We start from the raw sequence: 20,370 nt of genomic DNA on the forward strand, positions 1-20,370 counted from the left end.
TTGGATCCGCTGATTTGGCTTAAAGCGCGCCGCGATCTTCCAGATTCGCTACGTGCGCTTTAAGCTCTTGATTTTGCGCATGTCGTTGCCGCAAAACCGCTGCGCACTTTTGCGCGACATGCTTCATCATCAAGAGGTAGGGCCTGCGGCGCAGAACCGCAAGTTCCCCGGCTGGATCATTCGCCCGAGGTAAAGAATTTCCATCGGCCGTCCGGTGTGATGCCGACGCGATAAAAATTATAGCCGCCAAATTCCAGCATGTCGGCATAATCGCCCGCCGTCACGATGCGCATCAGGTCGACCTTCTCCGGCGTGGAGAGCGTCTTGATGTCCTTCTGGGCGAAATAGGGCCAGACATACATTTCGTCTGGCGTGCCCTGGCCGACATGGGCAAAGCCCGTCGACATGATATCGAGCAGGATGGACAGGATTTCGATGCCGTCCGGATCGCCCGAGAGATCATGGAGGGTCTTGATCGGATCCTCACCGGGGTCGTCGGCGGTGACCTGAGTCTGCTTCAGGCCGGCACCGACGTTCATCAGCGGACGTAGGCGCTCGAGATCGCCCGAAGCCGCAGCCTCGACGATCGCCGCGCGGAGCTTCTTGACCGGCTCCGGCGCCTTGTCGATGTCGAAGAGGAATTCGACCGATTTGTTTGCACTCGACGCATCGCCACCGTTCTGGCTGGCTTGCTTGTTGATCAGCGGATCCGGCATCGGCAGCGCGTTGTTGGCAGGCGCTTCCAGCGCCTGCTCGACAGGCTTGGCGTTCTTTTGCTGGCCGGATGTACCGGCGGCGCCCGGCAGCTGCGCCGGAGGATTGAGCTCGGAGAAGGCGAGGGCTGGCAGCGGCAAGGCGGTGCCGCTCAAAAGCAGAGCTGCAGCGGCAAGCGAGGCAATGGAACAGCGGAACTCATTGCCTGGGAAGATACGCATGAGCAATCTCTGTTTTCTATTGCAGGGTTCGGGTCGGAGAAAACTCGCCGGCGAGCATGCGTTCGCGAAGCGATTCAAGCAAGGCTTCCGCTCCCTGTTCGCCTCGATTGCGAATCGTCTCGCGAATCGCGTGAGCAATCGCAGCATCGGCAATGATTTCGGGCTCGATACCATCAGCCATGCCGTCGGCCCAAGCTTCGTTCTGGTATTCCAGCGCTGCCTGCATCTTTTCATGGACGATCATGTCGTCGATTTCATTCAGGCTGGTTTCCATTGCTTCTTTCCTCGAGACGTTCATGTCCTTACCACTTGCTTAACAACTTTATCAGCCTTTTCCTAAAACGACACGGCTCGGTACGAAAAGGGGTTAATAAACCGTTAATTTCCAAAGCGCGCGGTGATTTCTGTAGCCAGTGTTGCACCTTCGTTACGGTATCGCTCTTCGGCGACGAGAGCCTGACGCGTGCAATTTGCATAAACCGACGCAAACGACCTATACCCACGGTTGAACGCGGCGGTCAGCTTCTCCTTGCGCTTCGGCTCGCCCTTCGTCTCGGTGTCGAGCAATTGCTGCATATCGCCGCGCCATCCGTCCTCCCGCGCCGGGCTGCAGAGATTGCGCAGATAATCGATCGAGCCCAGAATTTCGGCGAGGCGTGAAAGCCTCTCATCATAAGGCGTCGGTCGTTCGGCGTCCGTGGTGCTGGGCGTCTGTACTTGCACTGTGGTCGCAGCCGGCTGTGCGACCGCCGGAAAAGCGGTGGCCAGCGCGATGCAAGTCAGAAGCGGTCGGCCTAGGTGGTTATGAATCATGTAACCATGTTGACCGGACAAGCATGACGGGAACAAGGCACCAGGCCTGCTTTTCACCTCGTTATTGTCCGGTATCGTTAATATGGCCGCCCGGCCGCCGTTCAGGCGGCGGCAATTCTCTCCACGCATTCGAGTACGCTGGCTGGCACGGGCAGGGCGCGAATCTCCTCCAGCGAATACCAGCCGATCTCGGCGGCATCGTCGGCCGCCACCGCGACAGCGTCCCTTTCGGCGTCGACCAGGAAGACCGAGAGCAGGAAATGGCTCGTGAGTGTTCCATCTGCTGCATGGGACCGCAAATCATAGGTCTCGAACAGGCGCGGATTGCGCGCCCTTATGCCGGTTTCTTCCTCGAATTCTCGAAGTGCCGCTTCCGCAGGCGTTTCGCCCGCTTCCGCCCTGCCGCCCGGAAAAGCATACATGTCGGCCGATGGCGGATTGCTGCGCAAGACCAATAGAAAGCGGCCATCGCGTTCGAGAATGGCGGAGGAGGCGGGGCGGGGAATGGAATTCATCGGTCGTTTCGCATTCGCATGATGAGACTGGAAGGTAATGACATGAAGCCATCGGTTCACGATCTCTACAGGAAACGACCCTTGCTGTCCTCCGGGAAAGCCCCTTAACTCGCTGCCGACGGAACGGCGATTCGTATGCGCCGAATGGGCGGGCGCCTGGATGATCTACGGACTATATGCTCTTGCGGCCCTGGCCGAAATTGCCGGCTGCTTCGCCTTCTGGGCCTGGCTCCGACTGGCAAAGCCGATCTGGTGGCTGGCGCCCGGCCTGATCTCACTGGCGCTCTTTGCATGGCTGCTGGCACTGGTGCCGAGCGAGGCGGCCGGGCGCACGTTTGCTGCCTATGGCGGCGTCTATATCGTTGCCTCGATCCTCTGGCTCTGGCTGGCGGAAGGGCGATTGCCGGATCGTTGGGATATCTCCGGCGCCGCCATCTGCCTGGTTGGAGCGGCCGTCATTCTCTTTGGCCCACGCGGCTGAGCTTCCGCTTGACCCGGCGCTTTACCGGTGCAAAACAAGCCCCATGTGTGGACGCTTTGCTCTGACATCGACGGCGGACTATGTGGGAGAAGCACTCGGCGTCCTGCTGCGTGACGGCTTTCCCGCGCGCTATAATATCGCACCGACGCAGCCGATCCTTGTTGTCATATCCGGCGACCGGCAGCAGCCCGGCAGTAACCTGCCGGATCGCCGCGCCCTTCTGGTGCGTTGGGGCTTCACGCCGTCCTGGGTGAAGGATCCGAAGGAGTTTCCGCTTCTGATCAATGCGCGTGCCGAAACGGCGATCGGCAAGGCGTCCTTCCGCGCCGCCATGCGCCACCGCCGCATTCTTATTCCGGCATCAGGCTTTTACGAATGGCACAGGCCATCGAAAGAAAGCGGCGAGAAGCCGCAGGCCTATTGGATCCGTCCGCGTCGAGGCGGCGTCATCGCCTTTGCCGGACTGATGGAGACCTGGTCGTCGGCAGACGGTTCTGAAGTCGATACGGGGGCGATCCTGACGACTGCGGCAAATAGCGCGATCCGATCCATTCACGATCGCATGCCAGTCGTCATCCAGCCGGAAGATTTTGCGCGCTGGCTCGATTGCAAGACCCAGGAGCCGCGCGAGGTCCTCGATCTGATGGCACCGGTACAGGAAGATTTTTTCGAGGCGATCCCGGTCTCGGATCGCGTTAACAAGGTCGCTAACATGGGGCCGGATCTGCAGACACCGGTAGCGATCGAGCCTCTCAGGAAACCGTCGAAGAAAGCAGAACCAGACGACGGCCAGCTAAGCCTTCTCTGAGCAACCGCCATCCGGCGGCCGGCATCGATGCGATTGTGGGCGCCTCAGCTGCCGTACAGCCGGCCAGCGCCCTCGGATTTAGGCGAGTTTCTTCTTGAGCGGCGGCTTGGACTTCAGCATCAGATGAGCCGCCAGAACGGCTTTCAGGCCCAGAGGGCGATAGTGTTTGCTGGGGTCGATTTTTGCCTGCGGTTGTGCCGCCGTTTCTTTCTTCTGCGTCATGATTTACTCCTCACCATGCTCCTGCGGGAGCACTTTTCGATTCACTGTCGAACAGTGCTTTTTGTCGTAAATCATGACAAATCGAAGGCGTTTTCCAATCAGCTTTTGTAAACAACGACCATATTTCGAGAGATTAGCACCGAAACCTCGTGTAGAATACGCACTGCCGCAACGTTTGAATCTGCTAAAAAATCCGGGCGGAAGCGGCTTGTCATTCGGCCGACAGCTCATCGTCATGTCCCTAATTGATAAGGGAGACTTACAGACTTGCGGTTGCAGCGGGACGATGCAGCCGGGAGCCTGTCGAATAGCACGAGATAAGCCGGCCTTAGATGTGCCGACCGATGTCGTCGTTGGAATCGTCGACATTGGGGTCGGCAGGGCCGTTGATGGTGTAGGTGCCATATTTCTTCGCCCAGGAGCGTGCGCCGAACGGCAGGGACAAAAGATAGGCGGCGACGGTCACGACCATGACATGCCAGGTGTAGCTCATCAGCAGCGCGACATAGACGACGACGCCAAGCATGATGGGCAGAACCAGGTCGCGCCGTACACCGTTGCCTTCCGATTTGCCGGACCAGACGGGGAGGCGGCTCACCAGCAGAAAGCCGATAAGAACCGTGTAGGCGGCACCCCAATAGGCGAAGGTGCGGTCCGGCGTCAGCCCGAGAAAGCCGAGATAGACCGGCAGCAGCACCAGCATGGCACCGGCTGGCGCCGGCACGCCGACGAAATATTCCGACTGCCAGGAAGCCTTGTGCTCCCGCTCGGCCATGACGTTGAAGCGGGCGAGCCGCAGGCCAGCCGCGATCGTGTAGATCAATGCGGCAATCCATCCGAGCGAGCGGGCCTGGTCGAGCAGGAAGACGTAGACCACCAGCGCCGGAGCGACACCGAAATTGACGATATCGGCGAGCGAATCCATCTGCGCGCCGAATTTCGAGGTGGCCTTCATCAGCCGCGCGACGCGCCCGTCGATGCCGTCGAGGAAGGCTGCGACGAGCACGGCCGCGACGGCAAGCTCGTAGCGGCTTTCGAAAGCGAGGCGAATACCCGTCAATCCCGCGCAGATCGCCAGCACGGTGATCATGTTCGGCACGATCAGCCGCAGCGGGATTTCCCGGAGGCGCGGCCCGCGCGCTTCGTCATTGGGTCCATGCGGCTCGAAAGGCGGAAAAGGCGTCTTCATCTCGCTCGTGTTCCTAGGGGTCAGCTGCGGCGGCTAACGGTTGGGCCCTTTGCCGAGCCGAATTCGGCAATGACGGTTTCGCCGGCGATCGCGCGCTGGCCGATGGTAACGCGCGGCGACGCGCCTTCCGGCAGGAAGATATCGAGGCGCGAGCCGAAGCGGATCAGGCCGATGCGCTCGCCGGCGTCAAGCGGCTCGTTCGGGTTGACGAAGCAGAGGATGCGGCGCGCGACGAGCCCGGCGATCTGCACAACGCCGATCTCGCCATGCTTCGTCTCGATGACGAGGCCGTTGCGCTCGTTCTGCTCGCTGGCCTTGTCCAGCTCCGCATTGAGGAAGCTGCCCTGGCGGTAGGCGATGTTGGTGATGCGTCCGCGCATCGGCGAGCGGTTCACATGGCAATCGAACACGTTCATGAAAACCGAGATGCGCAGCATCGGCTGGCTGCCGAGGTTGAGCTCCGCCGGCGGCGTGACCATCTGCACGCCGGAAACCTTGCCGTCGGCCGGCGAGATCGCCAGATCATCGTCTTGCGGCGTCATGCGCTCGGGATCGCGGAAGAAATAGGCACACCAGAGTGTGAGGATCAGGCCGATCCAGAAGAGCGGCTTGAAGATCCAGCCGAGCACCAGCGAAGCGACGAAGAAACCTGCGACGAAGGGATAGCCTTCCTTATGCACTGGAACGATGACGTTGCGCACGCTGTTGAACAAGCTCATCTACAGCCTACTCCGTTAGGGCATTCTCGCGAAAACCGAACCTCGGTTGCCGAGCGAGACGCTGCCAATCAAAAGATGAGAACAAGATAAGCGGTCTTGCTCTGATTACCAGACGAGCGTGACTACAGGCAAACGCCGTCATGGGCAATGCTCTCGCATGCTCGCCCCCAGCGCAATCCGCGCAGGCACAGGATGTCAACGATCTTCGGTTTTCAGAGGCGTAGTCCACCGGAATTCCGGCAGGGTGCAACAGAAAGGCCGCCGATGAGGCGGCGGCCTTTCATATTCCGCAATAACCGGATGGAATCAGAGACCGAGGGCGGCGCGCAATTCAGCCTTGGCGCCTTCGTATTCGGTCTTGTAGTCGTCATGCGTGGTGATGGTTTCAGCGATGACCATGCCGGCGATGCGACCGGCTTCGATGTCGGATGCATAGTGGATGCCGCCGACGATACGGTTATGGCCGTATTCCCATGCGCGAGCCATGATGGCGGTACGCTTCTCCGGCACCATGTTCGCCAACACGACGCCCATCAGCGTGCCGACCGTGGTGTGGCCGGACGGGTACGAGCCGGACTTGGAGAGCGGAACGATCGGCTTTACGAGATCACTGTAGAGATGCGGACGCGGGCGCTTCCAGACATCCTTGGCCGGATCGACTACTGCGCCTTCGGTCTCGACGACGCGATCGAAGAATGCCGAGAACTTCGGCAGGCTTTCCTTGGTGAACTTTGGATTGTCGATGACATCGGAGAAGCGCCAGACATTCTCTTCCGCATCGGCAACGGCGCGTGCCGCCATTTCCGGGGTGCGGGTGACCTGGATCGTCAGGATTTCGCCCAGCTCGGCCTTCATCTGCGCCGAATCATTGGCGGGCGGCGGCGGCAGCAGATTGAGGAGATTGATCTCCTTGGAGTCGCTGAAGGGCTTGGCATCCTCGGCGAAAACCGGCGAGGCGAGGCCGACGACGAGCAATAGGCTTAAAGCTTTGGCAAAAGTGCGCATTTCGGGGCTCCCTTTTAAGTGAAACCCGTACCTATCAAGCTGTTATCTCAAGCTCGTGACAGTTGAAGTGCACAACGCTTCTGCGCAACATCTGCCCGCAAGAACCGTGCACGGCGTCGAAAATGCCGCCGCTGCTCAGTTTGCGGGCGCCAGCCGGTTGACCACGCCGAGATCGTCGTTTTCGCGTACCTGCTTCAGATGCTCTTCGGCCTGCGTTGCCTCACGCTGACGGTTCCACATGGATGCGTAAAGCCCGTTCTGCGCAAGCAGGTTCGCATGCGTGCCGCGTTCGGCGATCACGCCGCTTTTCAGCACGATGATCTCGTCGGCGCCGATCACGGTCGAAAGGCGATGGGCGATGACCAGCGTCGTGCGGTTCTTGGAAACGATGTCGAGAGCCGCCTGTATTTCGCGCTCGGTTGTCGTGTCCAGTGCCGATGTCGCCTCGTCGAGGATCAGCACCGGCGGAGCTTTCAGAACGGTTCGGGCGATCGCGACGCGCTGCTTCTCACCGCCTGACAGCTTGAGGCCACGCTCCCCGACTTTCGTTTCGAAACCCTCGGGCAGATGGCGGATGAACTCGCTGATCTGCGCGATCTCGGCTGCGGCCGTTACCTCGCCCTCGCTCGCGCCCGGCCGGCCGTAGCGGATATTGTAGGCGATGGTGTCGTTGAAGAGCACAGTATCCTGCGGCACCATGCCGATCACCTTGCGCAGACTTTTCTGCGTCACTGTGCGCAGATCCTGATCGTCGATGGTAATCGTGCCGCTCTGCACGTCGTAGAAGCGATAGAGGAGGCGCGAGAGGGTCGATTTTCCCGCCCCCGACGGGCCTACGACGGCAACCGTCTTACCGGCTGGGACTTCGAAGGAAATGCCCTTCAGGATCGGCCGGGCCGGATCATAGGCGAAGTGCACGTCCTTGAAAGAAATGGCGCCGTTGCCGATGACAAGTTGCTTGGCGTCGGGTGCGTCGACCACTTCGGGCTTCACTTCCAGCAGGTCGAACATCTCTTCGATATCAGTCAGGCCCTGGCGGATTTCGCGGTAGACGAAACCGATGAAGTTCAGTGGTACGGAGAGCTGCAGCAGCATGGCATTGATGAAGACGAAGTCGCCGACGGTCTGGTGACCGTTGAGGACGGACCAGCCGGAGATGACCAGCATGACTGTGGTGCCGAGGCCGAAGATCACGCCCTGGCCGAAGTTCAGCCAGCCGAGCGAGGTCCAGACGCTGGTGGCGGCCTTCTCATAGCGCGCCATCGATTGATCGAAGCGCTTGGCTTCCATCTCTTCATTGCCGAAATATTTGACCGTCTCGAAGTTCAGGAGCGAATCGATCGCCTTGGTATTGGCGTCGGTGTCGCTGTTGTTCATCGTGCGGCGGATGGAAATGCGCCAGTCGCTCGCCTTCACGGTGAACCAGATGTAGAGCCAGACCGTGACGGCCGTCACTGCGAGGTAGGAGAAGCCATAGCCGCGCCAGAAGATGATGGCGGTCAGCAGGAATTCGATGAAGGTCGGAAAGGTGTTGAGGATGGTGAAGCGGACGATCGTCTCGATGCCCTTGGTGCCGCGCTCGATGATGCGCGAGAGGCCGCCGGTCTTGCGCTCCAGATGGAAGCGCAGGGACAGTTCGTGCATGTGCACGAAGGTCCGATAGGCGAGCTGGCGAACCGCGTGCTGGCCGACACTTGCAAAGAGCGCATCGCGAAGCTGGTTGAGGCCGAGCTGGATCAGGCGGGTGAGGTTCGTGGCGACGATCAAGGCGATGGCGCCGACCATGAAGGCCGGCAGGATGCCCTGCATGTCGAGCTTGCCGTTCAGCGCGTCGACGGACCATTTGAAGAAATAGGGGACCAGAAGCAGGAAGAATTTCGAGACCAGCAGGAAGACGGTCGCCCAGACGACCCGCATCTTCAGGTCCATACGGCCGGCGGGCCACATATACGGCCAGAGATTGACGATCGTGTTCAAGGGATTGCTGGAATCCGCCGATATGGTTTTCTTGGGCTCTGCCATGTCCGTCTCCGGCGAATAATAGAGGCAGCCGGGCGTTGACACCCGCTGGGTTGGTCCGGCTGGAAAAGCCTCCACGCATAGAGGTACGGCCGTTGCGTGAAGGCGATGAGGGTTGTGCGACGCTTATACTATTTTTATCCCGCATAAAAGCATCGGCCAGGCGTTGGTCGCGCCCGGCCGGTGCATAATCTTATCGAGGAATGGTGTGCAGCCTAGAGGTGTTCGCCCGAAAGCCGCTTGCGGTGCAGCTCCTCGGCATTCGGCAGCGCGTCCTTTGGCAGGCCGAACACCTGTCCAGGCAGGATTCGGTCCGGATTGTTGATCTTGTCCTCGTTGGCAAGATAGATCGTCGTGTAGCGCACGCCGGCGCCATAGATGCGGCGTGAAATCTGCCAGAGCGTATCGCCGCGACGGATGATCACCGCATTGGCATCCCGCGCCAGCGGCGCCTGCTCCAGCGTCTTCGGGGCGTTATCCTTGGACGAGACCTCCGTGTTCGGCTGTGCTGGCGCGGTGACCGCCGCGATCAATTCTTCGAGGCCAGGCAGTGCAGCTCCGACCGATTTTGCATCCCTCGGCAGAGCCTGCAGCGCGCTCAGCGCCTTGGCGGCAGCCCTTCCGGCGTCGGCCGCGGCCTTCTTCAGCTCGGCAGTCGCATTGATCGACGGGCGGAACTCCGAAAGCGATTTCAGCGCGATTTCGGTGCCGGACCGGGCGGCGGCAAGCTGTTCCGCATTCGGCTGTTTGCCGTCGGTGAAGAGACCCTTCAGCAGCGCGAAGGCCCTGCCGGCACTTTCCCTCAGCTTGGCAAGTTCGCCTTCGTCCAGCGGCACCATGTTCGCTGATGCCGATTGCGTTTGCGCGTTGGCGGCCGGCGTCTGCGCGGCAACCGTCACCTGGTTGCCCTCCGGACGCGTGAAGTTGACGTTGGCGCGCACGATGACCTTTCCTGCATCATCGAGCACGTCGACGCGGATCTTGTGGTCGCCAACGCTGAGAGGCATCACGCCGTCGACGACGAAATGGCCGTCTGCGCCGGCAGCGGCCTCACCGATCAGCTTGTCGTCGGCATAGCCGCGTACAGTGGCATTCGGCCTCGTGGTGCCGGCGACGAAGATATGGTCTCCTTCGATTTCAACGGCATTGACCATGACTTCCGGCTGTTCGTCCGTCTTCGTAGTGACGGCAGGGTTTGCGGATGCAACGACTGAACCCTGTTGCTGCGTCTTGGCGTCGGAGGCCGATGCAGCATTGCCCTGAGCGTTGGCTGCCGGTGCGTTCTCTTCAGCGGAGGTTACGCGGCTCTGCTTGGCCGAGGGCGCGGCAATGATGCGGCTCGCAGCGCCCGGCTTCGAGACCATGGCAAGAAGCTGTGTGGAATCGTCTTTCGGCACCGAGATGGTGGCGACATCCTCGGAGTTGACGACCTTGCCGTCCTTGCCGGTGGCGCGCAGCACCAGCTCATGATCGCCGGGCGGCAAAGGGTTGTCGAGCACGGCAGCGAAGTCGCCGCTGGGGCCGACCTTGATCGTGGTAACGACCTTTTCGCCGTCGACGATCTCAAGCTTGGCATTCGGTTCGGCCGTGCCGGCAATCACGGTGGAGCCGTTCGGTTCCACGCGCAGCACGTCAAATGAAGGGATGGAAGACCTTGCTGCCGCGGTCTGCGGTGCCGTTTGGCCGGTCAGCGCCGCCAATGCCTTGTCGATCGCGCTGCTTGCGTCGGCTGCGTTGTCGGGCAGGGATTGAACAATGGCAAGCGCCTTGCCTGCGCCGTCCTGCACCTTCTTCACGAGGCCCGTTGCCGTGGCATCGGTTCCCTCGGGAAGCGCAAAGGCGGCGATCGATTGCAGTGCCGTGATCGCCTTCGTCTTCGCGGCCGCGAAAACATCCTGGCTCGGCGTGCTGCCATCCTTGAACAGCGCCTTGAGATCGACGAGCGATGTTGCCGCCGCGCCGGTCAGATCGGTCAGCTTCTTGGCAAGATCAGCGGTATTGACCGCATTCGATACGGCATTCTGCGTTGCCTGGGTCGACTTCTGCGCCGTCTCGCCAGCCTTCTGCGCATTCTCCTCGATGGTGTTTTTCACCGTATTGCCGGCTTGATTGACGACATCGCCGATCGGGTTCTTGCTGCCGTTGATGCGCGGCATCACGAAAAAGACCATCAACACGGTGGCAATTACCAACACCAACAGAGCCAGCCAACCGGCACGGTTCTTCATCATCATTCATCTCCACGCGGCGCAGTCGTCGCAACTCCTGAAATTGCTAGCGATTTCGCCTGCTTTTACAAGCTTTCTCAGCCATTTTCGCATGTTCGGGCACAAGTTTTCCTTCGAAAATTCTTGACTGAGCATCTGCAGCATAGTTGTTTGCTTTCATGACTGACGATTCTGCGCCAATTCGATCCATCTGCGTTTATTGCGGCTCAAGGCCGGGGCGCGATTCTTCCTACATGGCTGCCGGCCGCGAGCTGGGCAAAAGCATAGCCGAGAACGGCTTGCGCCTGATCTATGGCGGCGGGACCAAGGGCATCATGGGCGCTGTCGCAAGCGGCGTGCTCTCACATGGCGGCCAGGTCACCGGCATCATCCCGGAGTTTCTCGTCGATATGGAAGCGACGCGCCATTCGCTCGGTCAATTGGACGAGCTCATCATAACGCCTGATATGCATGCGCGCAAACACGGCATGTTCGAGCGCGCAGATGCTTTCGTGGCGATGCCGGGCGGCATCGGCACGCTGGAGGAGATCGTCGAGATCATGACCTGGGGTCAACTCGGCCGTCATGAGAAGCCGATGGTCTTCGCCAATATCAACGGCTTCTGGGACCCGATGATGGAACTCATCCGTCACATGACGGAAGAGGGCTTTGTTCACACGGCCCATCGCGTCCAGCCGCTGGTCATCGACAAGGTGGACGATATCATCCCGGCCATCCGCAAGCACGCCGCTGAGGCGCGCGGCGACCGCGGCGGCGAAGAAGCCGTCATTTCCAAACTCTGATTAATACATGTCGCGCAGAACCGTGCAGCGGTCTTGCGATAACGACATGTGCAGAACTAAACAGCCGAGCGCGCGAAGCGACTCTGAAAGATCGCGATGCGCTTTAGCGATTTGATAACCATATCGGTCCGTTAGCGGTCTTTGCTCTGACGCAGCATCGACCAGCTGTAGAGCACGAGCCCGGCCCAGATCAGCGAAAAAGCGATCATCTGCGTCGATCCGAAGGGTTCCTTGAACAGGAAGACGGCAATCAGGAAGACCATCGTCGGCACGATGTACTGCATGATGCCGATGGTCGACAATCTGAGGAGCTTTGCGCCGTTCGCAAAAATCATCAGCGGCAGCGCCGTCACCAGCCCGCAGCCAAGGAGAAGGGCGGTATCCGACAGGCCGGTCTGATACAGATGGCCTTCGCCGCGCATCTCCAGGTAGATGATATAGAGCGTTGCGGGAATGCAGAGCAGCAGCACCTCGATGAAGAAGCCCTGATTGGCGCCGACGGGCAGTGTCTTGCGGAAAAAGGCGTAGAAGCCCCAGGAGAAGGTCAGCGACAGCGCGACCCAGGGCAGGGTGCCGGCTTTGATGGTCAGGATGACGACCGCAACCGCGGCAAGGCCGATCGCGACGATCTGCACCGGCGCCAGTCTTTCCTTCAGGAGTAGGGCGCCGAGCGCGATGCTGAACAGCGGATTGATGAAGTAGCCGAGCGCCGCATCCAGTGAATGTCCGGCGCCGATCGCCCAGACATAGGTTCCCCAATTGATCGTGACGAGCGTCGCGGTCAGCGACGCCATGGCAATCGTGCGCGGATTGCGAAACGCCGCCCTCACGTCACGCATGCCGCCAAGGGCCAGCAGCACGGCGCCGGCAACCGGGACGGACCAGAAGATGCGGTGAGCGATGACTTCCATGGCCGGAATATGCGCCAGGGCTTTCATGTAGAGCGGCAGGATACCCCAGAAGAGGTAGGCCGTCATCGCGTAGCCGAAGCCACGGATGCCGTCGTTGTTCTTGATTTCCGGTGTGACCGCATCGGTGGCCATGAATTTTCCCGTCATTCCTTGTTATTTGAGACGGGATTACTCCAACGCGCGTCGCATGGCCAATTCATTTCCTTGACGGCATCGTCAAGCTTTTTGATAGCCGGCGGATCACTCCGCCGCGATCTTGCCCGCCATATGCCGGTTCTTCATCAGCTTGTAGATGACGGAATCCATCAGCGCCTGGAACGACGCATCGATGATGTTTTCGGACACGCCGACCGTCCACCAGCGCACGCCGTCGCTATCGGTGGACTCGATAAGGACGCGGGTTATGGCCTCGGTGCCGCCGTTGAGGATGCGCACCTTGAAGTCGGCCAGTTCCAGATCGTCGATCTCGTGCTGGTACTTGCCGAAATTCTTGCGCAGCGCCAGGTCGAGCGCGTTGACCGGGCCATCCCCTTCGGCAACCGACATGATGGTCTGGCCGTCGATGATGATCTTGACCACCGCTTCCGAGACGATCTTCACCCGGCCATGGGAATCGAAGCGGCGCTCGACCATGACGCGGAAGCCGTCGATCGCAAAGAATTCGGGGATGGTGCCGAGCGTGCGGCGCGCCAGCAGCTCGAAGCTCGCATCCGCGCCTTCATAGGCATAGCCCGTCGCTTCGCGCTCCTTGACGATCTGGATGAGCTGATCGAGCTTGGGATCGTCCTTGCCGACCTCGATGCCGCGCCGCTTCAGCGCGTTGATGAAGTTCGACTTTCCGCCTTGGTCGGAAACCATGACCTTACGGAAATTACCGACGCTTTCCGGCGTCACATGCTCGTATGTGCGGGGGTCCTTGAGCAGCGCAGACGCATGAATGCCGGCCTTGGTCGCGAAGGCGGATGCGCCGACATAGGGCGCCTGGTGGTCGGGCGAGCGGTTCAGCAACTCGTCAAAGGCGTGCGAAAGGCCGGTCAAGCCCACCAGCCGCTCGGTATCGATCGTCGTTTCGAAGCGTTCGCTATAGGCCCGCTTCAACGCCAGCGTCGGGATCAGCGTGATCAGGTTGGCATTGCCGCAGCGTTCGCCGATGCCGTTCAGCGTGCCCTGGATCTGCCGCACGCCGGCTTCGACTGCGGCAAGCGAATTGGCAACCGCTTGGCCGGTGTCGTTATGGGCGTGGATGCCAAGACAGTGGCCGGGAACGCCGCAGGCGATGACGGCCTCGACGATGGCGCGGATTTCCGGCGGCTGCGTACCGCCATTGGTGTCGCAGAGCACGACCCAGCGCGCGCCCGCATCATAGGCCGTCTTGGCGCAGGCAAGCGCATAGGCCGGATTGGCCTTGTAGCCGTCGAAGAAGTGTTCGCAGTCGACCAGGGCTTCCTTGCCGGCGCCCACAGCCGCCTTGACGCTCTCGGCGATGCTTTCGAGATTCTCCTCGTTGGAGCAGCCGAGGGCGACCTTGACATGATAGTCCCAGCTTTTGGCCACGAAACAGATCGCGTCGGCCTTTGCCTGCAGCAGGCTGGCTAGACCGGGATCGTTGGAGGCAGAGACACCGGCGCGCTTGGTCATGCCGAAGGCGACGAAAGAGGCCGATTTCGTGCGCTTCTGTTCGAAGAAGGCCGTATCGGTCGGGTTGGCGCCGGGATAGCCGCCTTCGACGTAATCCAGGCCGAACTCGTCCAGCATGGTGGCGATGGCAATCTTGTCCTCGACCGAAAAATCGATGCCGGGCGTCTGCTGGCCGTCGCGGAGCGTCGTGTCGAAGAGATAGATTTTTTCGCGTGTCATACTGTTTCCTCCGGCGAACCGGCTTTTGATATTGAGGTGCCCGGCTCTAGGCTTTTCCTGCAAACTTGTAGGTCGCGCCGATGAGCCGATCCAGAATGCGGGGCTCCGAGTAGGCGTACTCCGCGCCTTCGATCAGGCGGCACTCCGTCTTCGGCCAGGCCCTGTGCAGTCCCCGGTCATATTTTCAGACCACCCGCCGGCCAGGCATCCGTGTCGTGATCGGGATGCTGGAAGGAAATGACCTGCTCCTGCCGGGCATAGAAATCCGGATCCTGAAGGACGGGCTTTTCGAAGATGGTCTCCACCCAGGGCAGGCGATTGGCATGGTTGACCTGGATCTGCGGGGCAAGATCGTCGCGCACGTCGAAGGCGCCGATGGCGATTTCAACGCCGCCCGGATGACGGTAGGTCAGCGGCGTGCCGCAATTCCTGCAGAAGCCGCGGTCGATATTGACGGAGGATTGGAAATAGGTCGGCTCGCCGCGCGTCCATTCCAGGCCTTCATCCGGCGCGGTCACCAGCGCGGAGAAGAAGCTGCCGAACTGTTTCTGGCACATGCGGCAATGGCAGATCGACGGACGTCCGAGTTGACCACGAATGCGGAACCGCACCGCGCCGCATTGGCATCCTCCGCTTCTGGTGATTTCACTCATGGCGCTTCTCCTCTGGCCAGCTTGAGGTATCGTGATCCGGATGCTGATACGACACAACTTCGAGCACGAAGGGTGCCTGCTCCGCATCTTCTTCCGTCCTGTGTCCCGGCAGCAGATGCAGTCGGTCGACGAAATCGATCTTGGCTTCCGTGCCATATTGCACGACGGGCGGCAGCTTCGAAGGGTCGTCGAAGGCGCCTGCCGCCACGGCAATGCCATCCGGCGCTTCATAGGTCAGCGGCGTTCCGCAATCTGCGCAAAAGCCGCGCTTCACATGGTTGGACGATTGAAACGTCTTCCTCTCGCCGCGTGTCCATGCAAGCGCGGCGCCGCGCGTCGAGACCAGCGGCGCATAATAGGCGCCGAAGGCCTTCTGGCACATGCGGCAATGACAGATCGACGCATCCTTCAATTCGCCCTGCACTTGGAAGCGAACCGCGCCGCACTGGCAGCCGCCGGTGTAAGTCAGGCTCACCGCTTGATCTCCCAGCTCGTCGTTCGCTCGCCCGTAGCCGGATCCTTGCCATCCTTCAACTGAATGCCTTCAGCCAAAAGTGCATCGCGAAGCTTGTCGGCTTCAGCGAAGTTCTTGGCTTTGAGTAACTCCAGACGTTGGCGCACCTTGGCATCGATCTCATTGACAACAGCTTCGTCGACCTCCGCCTTCTTCGGCAGCAGGCCGAGAAGGTTGGCGCTGGCGGCGAAGGTGGGAAGGAGGCTGGCGTCGGCGTTGGCCGCTTGCGCCAGTGCATGCAGTGCCTGAATGGCGGCAACGGTGTTCAGATCGTCCCCGAGGGCGGAAAGAACCGTCGGATCCGGCGAGGCATCGCTAACGTCAGCCGCGGGCCATTTGGCAATCAGCCGCTCCGCTTCCTCGAGGCGCTTCACCGAGAAGTCGATCGGCTCGCGATAATGCGTCATCAGCATGGCAAGCCGCAGCACTTCGCCCGGCCATGTTCGGCCACCGAGTTTGTCCGTCTGCAGCAGCTCGTAGATGGTGACGAAATTGCCTTCCGATTTCGACATCTTGCGGCCTTCGACCTGCACGAAGCCGTTATGCATCCAGATGTTCGCCATCGCATGCGTACCATATGCGCAACGTGACTGGGCGATTTCATTTTCATGGTGCGGGAAGATCAGATCCAGCCCGCCGCCATGAATATCGAAGACATCGCCGAGGTAGCGGCCGCTCATGGCCGAGCATTCTATATGCCAGCCCGGACGGCCGCGGCCCCAGGGGCTTTCCCAGCCGGGTTCGTTCTCGTCGGACAGCTTCCACAGCACGAAATCGCCAGGGCTCTTCTTGTGCTCGTCGACCGCAACGCGGGCGCCCGCCTGCTGCTCATCGAGATTGCGCTTCGATAGCTGGCCGTAATCGGCCATCGACTTCGTATCGAACAGCACTTCGCCGGCCGCCCGATAGGCATGGCCCTTGGCGATCAGCGTCTCGATGATCACAATCATCTCAGCGATACTGTCGGTCGCCCGCGGCTGCACCGTCGGCTCCAGGCAGCCGAGAGCTGTGGTGTCCTCGCGATACTGCCGCTCGGTCTTTTCCGTCACCAGCCGGATCGCCTCGTTCAGTGGCAGGTCAGGTTGATCACGCAGCGCACGCGCGTTGATCTTGTCATCGAGATCGGTGATGTTGCGGACATAGGTGACTTGGCTTTCGCCATAGGTCTGCCGCAGCAGCCGGAACAGAACGTCGAAGACGATGGCCGGGCGGGCATTGCCGATATGAGCGAAGTCATAGACCGTGGGGCCGCAGACATACATGCGGACATTGTTGCGGTCGATCGGCTGGAATTCGACCTTTTCGCGCGTCAGCGTGTTGTAGAACTTCAGTTGCGGCTCGGCGGCCATGTCACTCTCCCAAGGCATAAATCCGAAAAAATACCGTCACCGGCAGGCCGGACGTTTGTCATCTTGGATTTTGGGAGACGAAAACGGCCAGGCCAGCGAAACGCTAGCGAATAATCTTCCGGCAGTTAATGCAGATAACCGTTTTCATGGGCGGCTTTATCGCGCGCCGAAAGAATTTGGTCAAGTGGGGAGGAGGCCTCTCCCGTATGGGGAGAGGGTGTTTTTTATTCCGGCATCCGATAGTCGACGAGCCTGTTCTCGCGCACGACGAAGAGCTTGCCGGTTTCGGTGACATCGGGGCCGACGAGCGGCAGGATTGCCTGGGCGACCTCGCGGGGGTGCGGCAGCGTCTCCGGATCTTCGCCGGGCATGGCCTGGGCGCGCATGGCGGTGCGGGTGGCGCCCGGATCGACGCTGGTGATGCGCAGCGGCGTGCTCTGCGTCTCCCCGGCCCAGGTGCGGGCCAGCGCCTCGACGGCGGCCTTGGATGCGGAGTAAGGCCCCCAGAAAGGCCGGCAGCGATGGGCGGCGGCCGAAGAAAGGATGACGGCGCGTCCCGCATCGGAGCGCATCAGCAGCGGCTCGACGGAGCGGATCAACCGCCAGGTGGCGGTGACGTTGATGGTCATCACCTTTTCGAAGACCTTGGCCTCGACATGGCCGATCGGCGAGATCACGCCGAGCACGCCGGCATTGGCAACGAGGATATCGAGCTTGCCCCAGCGTTCGAAGATCGAACCGCCGAGCGCATCGATGGCGTTCATGTCGGCAAGGTCGAAGGGCACGAGCGTTGCAGACCCACCGGCGGCCTTGATGGCGTCGTCCAGCTCCTCAAGTCCGCCGACCGTGCGGGCGCAAGCGATCACATGCGCGCCGGCCTTGGCGAGTTCCAGTGCCGTGAAATGGCCGATACCGCGCGACGCGCCGGTGACGAGGGCGATCTTGTCCTTGAGGTTGACGCTCATGCTGTCTTGATCCGAATGCTATGGGGAGGAAAGGGGCGAAAAAGCGCCCCCTTGTCAGCCGTTACCGCGGGTCAGCCGTTGCTGGCAAGCATGGAGAGCTTGCGCACGTTGCTGGTGCTTTCCCGGTCGAGCAGACGCGTCGGGTAATCGCCGGTGAAGTAGTGATCGGTGAATTGCGGCTGCGCATTGTCGCGTGGCTCGCCGCCGACAGCCCTGTAGAGCCCGTCGATCGACAGGAACTCGAGGGAATCGGCGCCGATGAAATCGCACATGGCCTTCAGGCTGTTGTACTGGTTGGCGAGCAGCTTGTCGGCATCCGGCGTGTCGATGCCGTAGAAGTCCGGATGGAAGATCATCGGGCTGGCGACGCGGATATGCACTTCGCTGGCGCCGGCATCGCGGATCATCTGCACGATCTTCACGGAGGTCGTGCCGCGCACGATGGAATCATCAACAAGCACGACACGCTTGCCCTCTATGATGGCGCGGTTGGCGGAATGCTTGAGCTTCACGCCGAAAGCGCGGATCTGCTGCGTCGGCTCGATGAAGGTGCGGCCGACATAATGGTTGCGGATAATGCCGAGCTCGAAGGGAATGCCGCTCGCCTGCGCATAGCCGATGGCAGCGGGCGTGCCGCCATCCGGCACCGGCACGACCAGATCGGCTGCGATAGGCGCTTCCTTGGCGAGGTTGATCCCCATGTTCTTGCGGGCGGCATAGACGTTGCGGCCGCCGACGACGGAATCGGGGCGGGCGAAATAGACATATTCGAACAGGCAGAGGCGCTCGGGCTGGGAAACTTCCGGTTTGCGGGCGTCGATGGTGATTGAGCCGTCCGGCTGGATCTCGCAGATGATGACCTCGCCGTTTTCGACGTCGCGGATGTATTTCGCGCCGATGATATCGAGAGCACAGGTCTCCGAGCAGAAGATCGGCTTGCCGTCGAGTTCGCCCATGACCAAAGGCCGGATGCCGATCGGGTCGCGGGCGGCGATCAGCTTCGTGCGCGTCATGGCGAGCATCGAATAGCCGCCTTCCATCTGCCTGATCGCATCGATGAAGCGATCGGAAGAAGACGCTTGCTTGGAGCGGGCGATGAGATGCAGGACGACTTCGGTATCCGACGTCGACTGACAGATGGCGCCGTCGGCGATCAGCTGCCGGCGCATGGTCAGGCCGTTGGTGAAGTTGCCGTTGTGAGCGATGGCGATGCCGCCGACTTCCAGCTCGGCAAACAGCGGCTGGACGTTGCGCAGGATGGTTTCGCCTGTCGTCGAATAGCGTACATGGCCGATAGAGCGATCGCCGGGCAGGCGGGCGAGGGTGGCCGGATCGGTATAGTGATCGCCGACAAGGCCCATGCGCCGTTCGGAATGGAAGCGCTGACCATCGAAGGAGACGATGCCGGCCGCTTCCTGGCCGCGATGCTGCAGGGCGTGCAGGCCGAGTGCCGTCAGCGTTGCCGCATCGGGGTGCCCCAGAATGCCGAAGACGCCACATTCCTCGTGCAGAGTGTCGCCGTCGATATCATTCTCGATGGAGAGGGAATGGTTCATGGCTGCTGGCCTTTGCTCTCAACGTGGGCGGAACGGGCGGCGTCACGACTGACTATTAAAATAGCTGAAAATCCGGCCGGAAAATATATCGGGCCGGATTTTCGTTTTTCATGCCGCTCACATGGCGATTATCGCGCGGCGGGTCAAGCCTGTAAACGCCTTGTCAGTGGTTTGTCTGCGGCGCCGGTGCGTCGTCGGAGGGCGCTGTATCGTTCGGCGTGGCGTTGTCGCCGCCTTCCTGAGGCTGCGCATGTTGCTGCTGATTGGGTGCGATCTTGTTGATGATCTCGGGCGGCAGCATCGCCTGGACGTTGTCGGGAAGCGCCGATTTCAGCTTCTCGACCATCGAATCGAGGAATGGCTTCGACTTGGCGTTGTTGACCCAGCCCGGCCGGGCGGCGGGTGCCACGAGCCAGTTCCAGAAGGCGACCACGACAACCATCAGCAGCAGGCCGCGAGCCGCGCCGAACAGGAAGCCCAGCGTCCGGTCGAGCGCACCGATACGGCTGTCGATGATGAAATCGGCGATCCGGATGGTGATAAAGGAAATGATGATCAGCGCCAGCAGGAAGATGACGCCGGCCGAAGCGATCGTCGCGATCTTGGTATCGGCCTTGTACTGCAGCGCATAGGGAAGAAGCAGAGGGTAGAGATAGTAAGCAGCGACGGCGGAGCCGCCCCAGCTGACGATCGAGAGAATTTCGCGGGAAAAGCCGCGAACCATGGCCAGAACGGCGGAAAACAGTAGAACGCCGATAACAATACCGTCGAAAATCGTAATGGGCATGTATAATCCACTTCAAGACTTGCCGCGCCATGTGGCGGGCATCGGCCTCAGTATGAGCCTCT

General features: G+C 60.8%; 21 protein-coding genes and 1 pseudogene. 3 read left to right on the forward strand and 19 right to left on the reverse strand.

Annotated elements, in window-relative coordinates; translation table 11 throughout:
• Positions 1-176 precede the first annotated feature (176 nt).
• The 4 genes from QD409_RS18930 to QD409_RS18945 form a co-directional block, all read right to left on the reverse strand.
• Positions 177-935 (reverse strand): hypothetical protein, encoded by a 759-nt coding sequence (locus QD409_RS18930; RefSeq protein ID WP_092851478.1) that lies wholly within the window; start codon positions 933-935, stop codon positions 177-179.
• A 16-nt stretch (positions 936-951) separates the two neighbouring features.
• Positions 952-1,209: a hypothetical protein gene (locus QD409_RS18935; protein ID WP_092851483.1), complete on the reverse strand. Its 258-nt coding sequence runs from the start codon at positions 1,207-1,209 to the stop codon at positions 952-954.
• A gap of 104 nt (positions 1,210-1,313) precedes the next feature.
• Entirely contained in the window at positions 1,314-1,748 is a 435-nt protein-coding gene (locus QD409_RS18940; protein WP_092851639.1) for a TIGR02301 family protein, read from the reverse strand.
• Between the two features lie 101 nt (positions 1,749-1,849).
• A complete protein-coding gene (locus QD409_RS18945) occupies positions 1,850-2,263 on the reverse strand; it encodes an NUDIX hydrolase (RefSeq protein ID WP_092851488.1) in 414 nt (137 codons plus the stop codon).
• 160 nt (positions 2,264-2,423) lie between these two features.
• Here QD409_RS18945 and QD409_RS18950 point away from each other — a divergent pair, with 160 nt between their 5' ends.
• Both QD409_RS18950 and QD409_RS18955 read left to right on the forward strand, forming a co-directional pair.
• Positions 2,424-2,744 carry a YnfA family protein gene (locus QD409_RS18950; RefSeq protein ID WP_092851494.1) on the forward strand — a complete coding sequence of 107 codons (321 nt, stop codon included), beginning with the start codon at positions 2,424-2,426 and terminating at the stop codon, positions 2,742-2,744.
• 43 nt (positions 2,745-2,787) lie between these two features.
• On the forward strand, positions 2,788-3,552 hold the full coding sequence (locus QD409_RS18955) for an SOS response-associated peptidase (protein WP_092851497.1): 765 nt from the start codon (positions 2,788-2,790) through the stop codon (positions 3,550-3,552).
• Positions 3,553-3,630: 78 nt separating this feature from the next.
• Here QD409_RS18955 and QD409_RS18960 read toward each other — a convergent pair whose 3' ends face one another.
• From QD409_RS18960 to QD409_RS18985, 6 genes are all read right to left on the reverse strand, one after another.
• Positions 3,631-3,774, reverse strand: coding sequence for a hypothetical protein (locus tag QD409_RS18960; protein ID WP_167668007.1), 144 nt, complete (start codon positions 3,772-3,774; stop codon positions 3,631-3,633).
• A gap of 328 nt (positions 3,775-4,102) precedes the next feature.
• Positions 4,103-4,963: a CDP-diacylglycerol--serine O-phosphatidyltransferase gene (pssA, locus tag QD409_RS18965; RefSeq protein WP_092851498.1), complete on the reverse strand. Its 861-nt coding sequence runs from the start codon at positions 4,961-4,963 to the stop codon at positions 4,103-4,105.
• 20 nt (positions 4,964-4,983) lie between these two features.
• A complete protein-coding gene (locus QD409_RS18970) occupies positions 4,984-5,682 on the reverse strand; it encodes a phosphatidylserine decarboxylase (protein ID WP_092851499.1) in 699 nt (232 codons plus the stop codon).
• 306 nt (positions 5,683-5,988) lie between these two features.
• Complete coding sequence (locus QD409_RS18975; protein WP_092851501.1) at positions 5,989-6,687, reverse strand: acid phosphatase; 699 nt, start codon at positions 6,685-6,687, stop codon at positions 5,989-5,991.
• Between the two features lie 135 nt (positions 6,688-6,822).
• Positions 6,823-8,709: an ABCB family ABC transporter ATP-binding protein/permease gene (locus tag QD409_RS18980; protein WP_092851503.1), complete on the reverse strand. Its 1,887-nt coding sequence runs from the start codon at positions 8,707-8,709 to the stop codon at positions 6,823-6,825.
• A gap of 212 nt (positions 8,710-8,921) precedes the next feature.
• Complete coding sequence (locus QD409_RS18985) at positions 8,922-10,937, reverse strand: LysM peptidoglycan-binding domain-containing protein (RefSeq protein ID WP_430763353.1); 2,016 nt, start codon at positions 10,935-10,937, stop codon at positions 8,922-8,924.
• Between the two features lie 155 nt (positions 10,938-11,092).
• Between QD409_RS18985 and QD409_RS18990 the strand changes: the two genes are divergently transcribed.
• Positions 11,093-11,716 (forward strand): TIGR00730 family Rossman fold protein, encoded by a 624-nt coding sequence (locus QD409_RS18990; protein WP_092851641.1) that lies wholly within the window; start codon positions 11,093-11,095, stop codon positions 11,714-11,716.
• 131 nt (positions 11,717-11,847) lie between these two features.
• Here QD409_RS18990 and rarD read toward each other — a convergent pair whose 3' ends face one another.
• The 9 genes and pseudogenes from rarD to QD409_RS19035 all read right to left on the reverse strand — a co-directional run bounded on the left by rarD (position 11,848) and on the right by QD409_RS19035 (position 20,308).
• The gene (gene rarD / locus QD409_RS18995) at positions 11,848-12,759 is read right to left on the reverse strand and encodes an EamA family transporter RarD (protein ID WP_092851509.1); all 912 of its coding nucleotides are present in this window, start codon (positions 12,757-12,759) and stop codon (positions 11,848-11,850) included.
• A 108-nt stretch (positions 12,760-12,867) separates the two neighbouring features.
• Complete coding sequence (gene cimA, locus QD409_RS19000) at positions 12,868-14,484, reverse strand: citramalate synthase (RefSeq protein WP_092851512.1); 1,617 nt, start codon at positions 14,482-14,484, stop codon at positions 12,868-12,870.
• A 46-nt stretch (positions 14,485-14,530) separates the two neighbouring features.
• Positions 14,531-14,668, reverse strand: a pseudogene (locus QD409_RS19005) (prolyl aminopeptidase); the annotation flags it as partial.
• The gene (locus QD409_RS19010; protein ID WP_430763354.1) at positions 14,661-15,137 is read right to left on the reverse strand and encodes a GFA family protein; all 477 of its coding nucleotides are present in this window, start codon (positions 15,135-15,137) and stop codon (positions 14,661-14,663) included. The pseudogene QD409_RS19005 and the gene QD409_RS19010, both read right to left, overlap by 8 nt.
• On the reverse strand, positions 15,130-15,612 hold the full coding sequence (locus QD409_RS19015) for a GFA family protein (protein ID WP_092851521.1): 483 nt from the start codon (positions 15,610-15,612) through the stop codon (positions 15,130-15,132). The genes QD409_RS19010 and QD409_RS19015 overlap by 8 nt, the downstream gene beginning before the upstream one ends.
• The gene (cysS, locus tag QD409_RS19020; protein ID WP_092851523.1) at positions 15,609-17,000 is read right to left on the reverse strand and encodes a cysteine--tRNA ligase; all 1,392 of its coding nucleotides are present in this window, start codon (positions 16,998-17,000) and stop codon (positions 15,609-15,611) included. The genes QD409_RS19015 and cysS overlap by 4 nt, the downstream gene beginning before the upstream one ends.
• A gap of 224 nt (positions 17,001-17,224) precedes the next feature.
• Positions 17,225-17,965, reverse strand: coding sequence for an SDR family NAD(P)-dependent oxidoreductase (locus tag QD409_RS19025; protein ID WP_092851525.1), 741 nt, complete (start codon positions 17,963-17,965; stop codon positions 17,225-17,227).
• A 71-nt stretch (positions 17,966-18,036) separates the two neighbouring features.
• Positions 18,037-19,521, reverse strand: a complete 1,485-nt coding sequence (gene purF, locus QD409_RS19030) for an amidophosphoribosyltransferase (protein ID WP_092851529.1) — start codon at positions 19,519-19,521, stop codon at positions 18,037-18,039.
• A 163-nt stretch (positions 19,522-19,684) separates the two neighbouring features.
• The gene (locus QD409_RS19035) at positions 19,685-20,308 is read right to left on the reverse strand and encodes a CvpA family protein (RefSeq protein WP_092851533.1); all 624 of its coding nucleotides are present in this window, start codon (positions 20,306-20,308) and stop codon (positions 19,685-19,687) included.
• Positions 20,309-20,370: the final 62 nt, after the last annotated feature.

This window comes from Rhizobium sp. BR 315 (assembly GCF_050577975.1).
Taxonomy (GTDB): domain Bacteria; phylum Pseudomonadota; class Alphaproteobacteria; order Rhizobiales; family Rhizobiaceae; genus Rhizobium; species Rhizobium miluonense.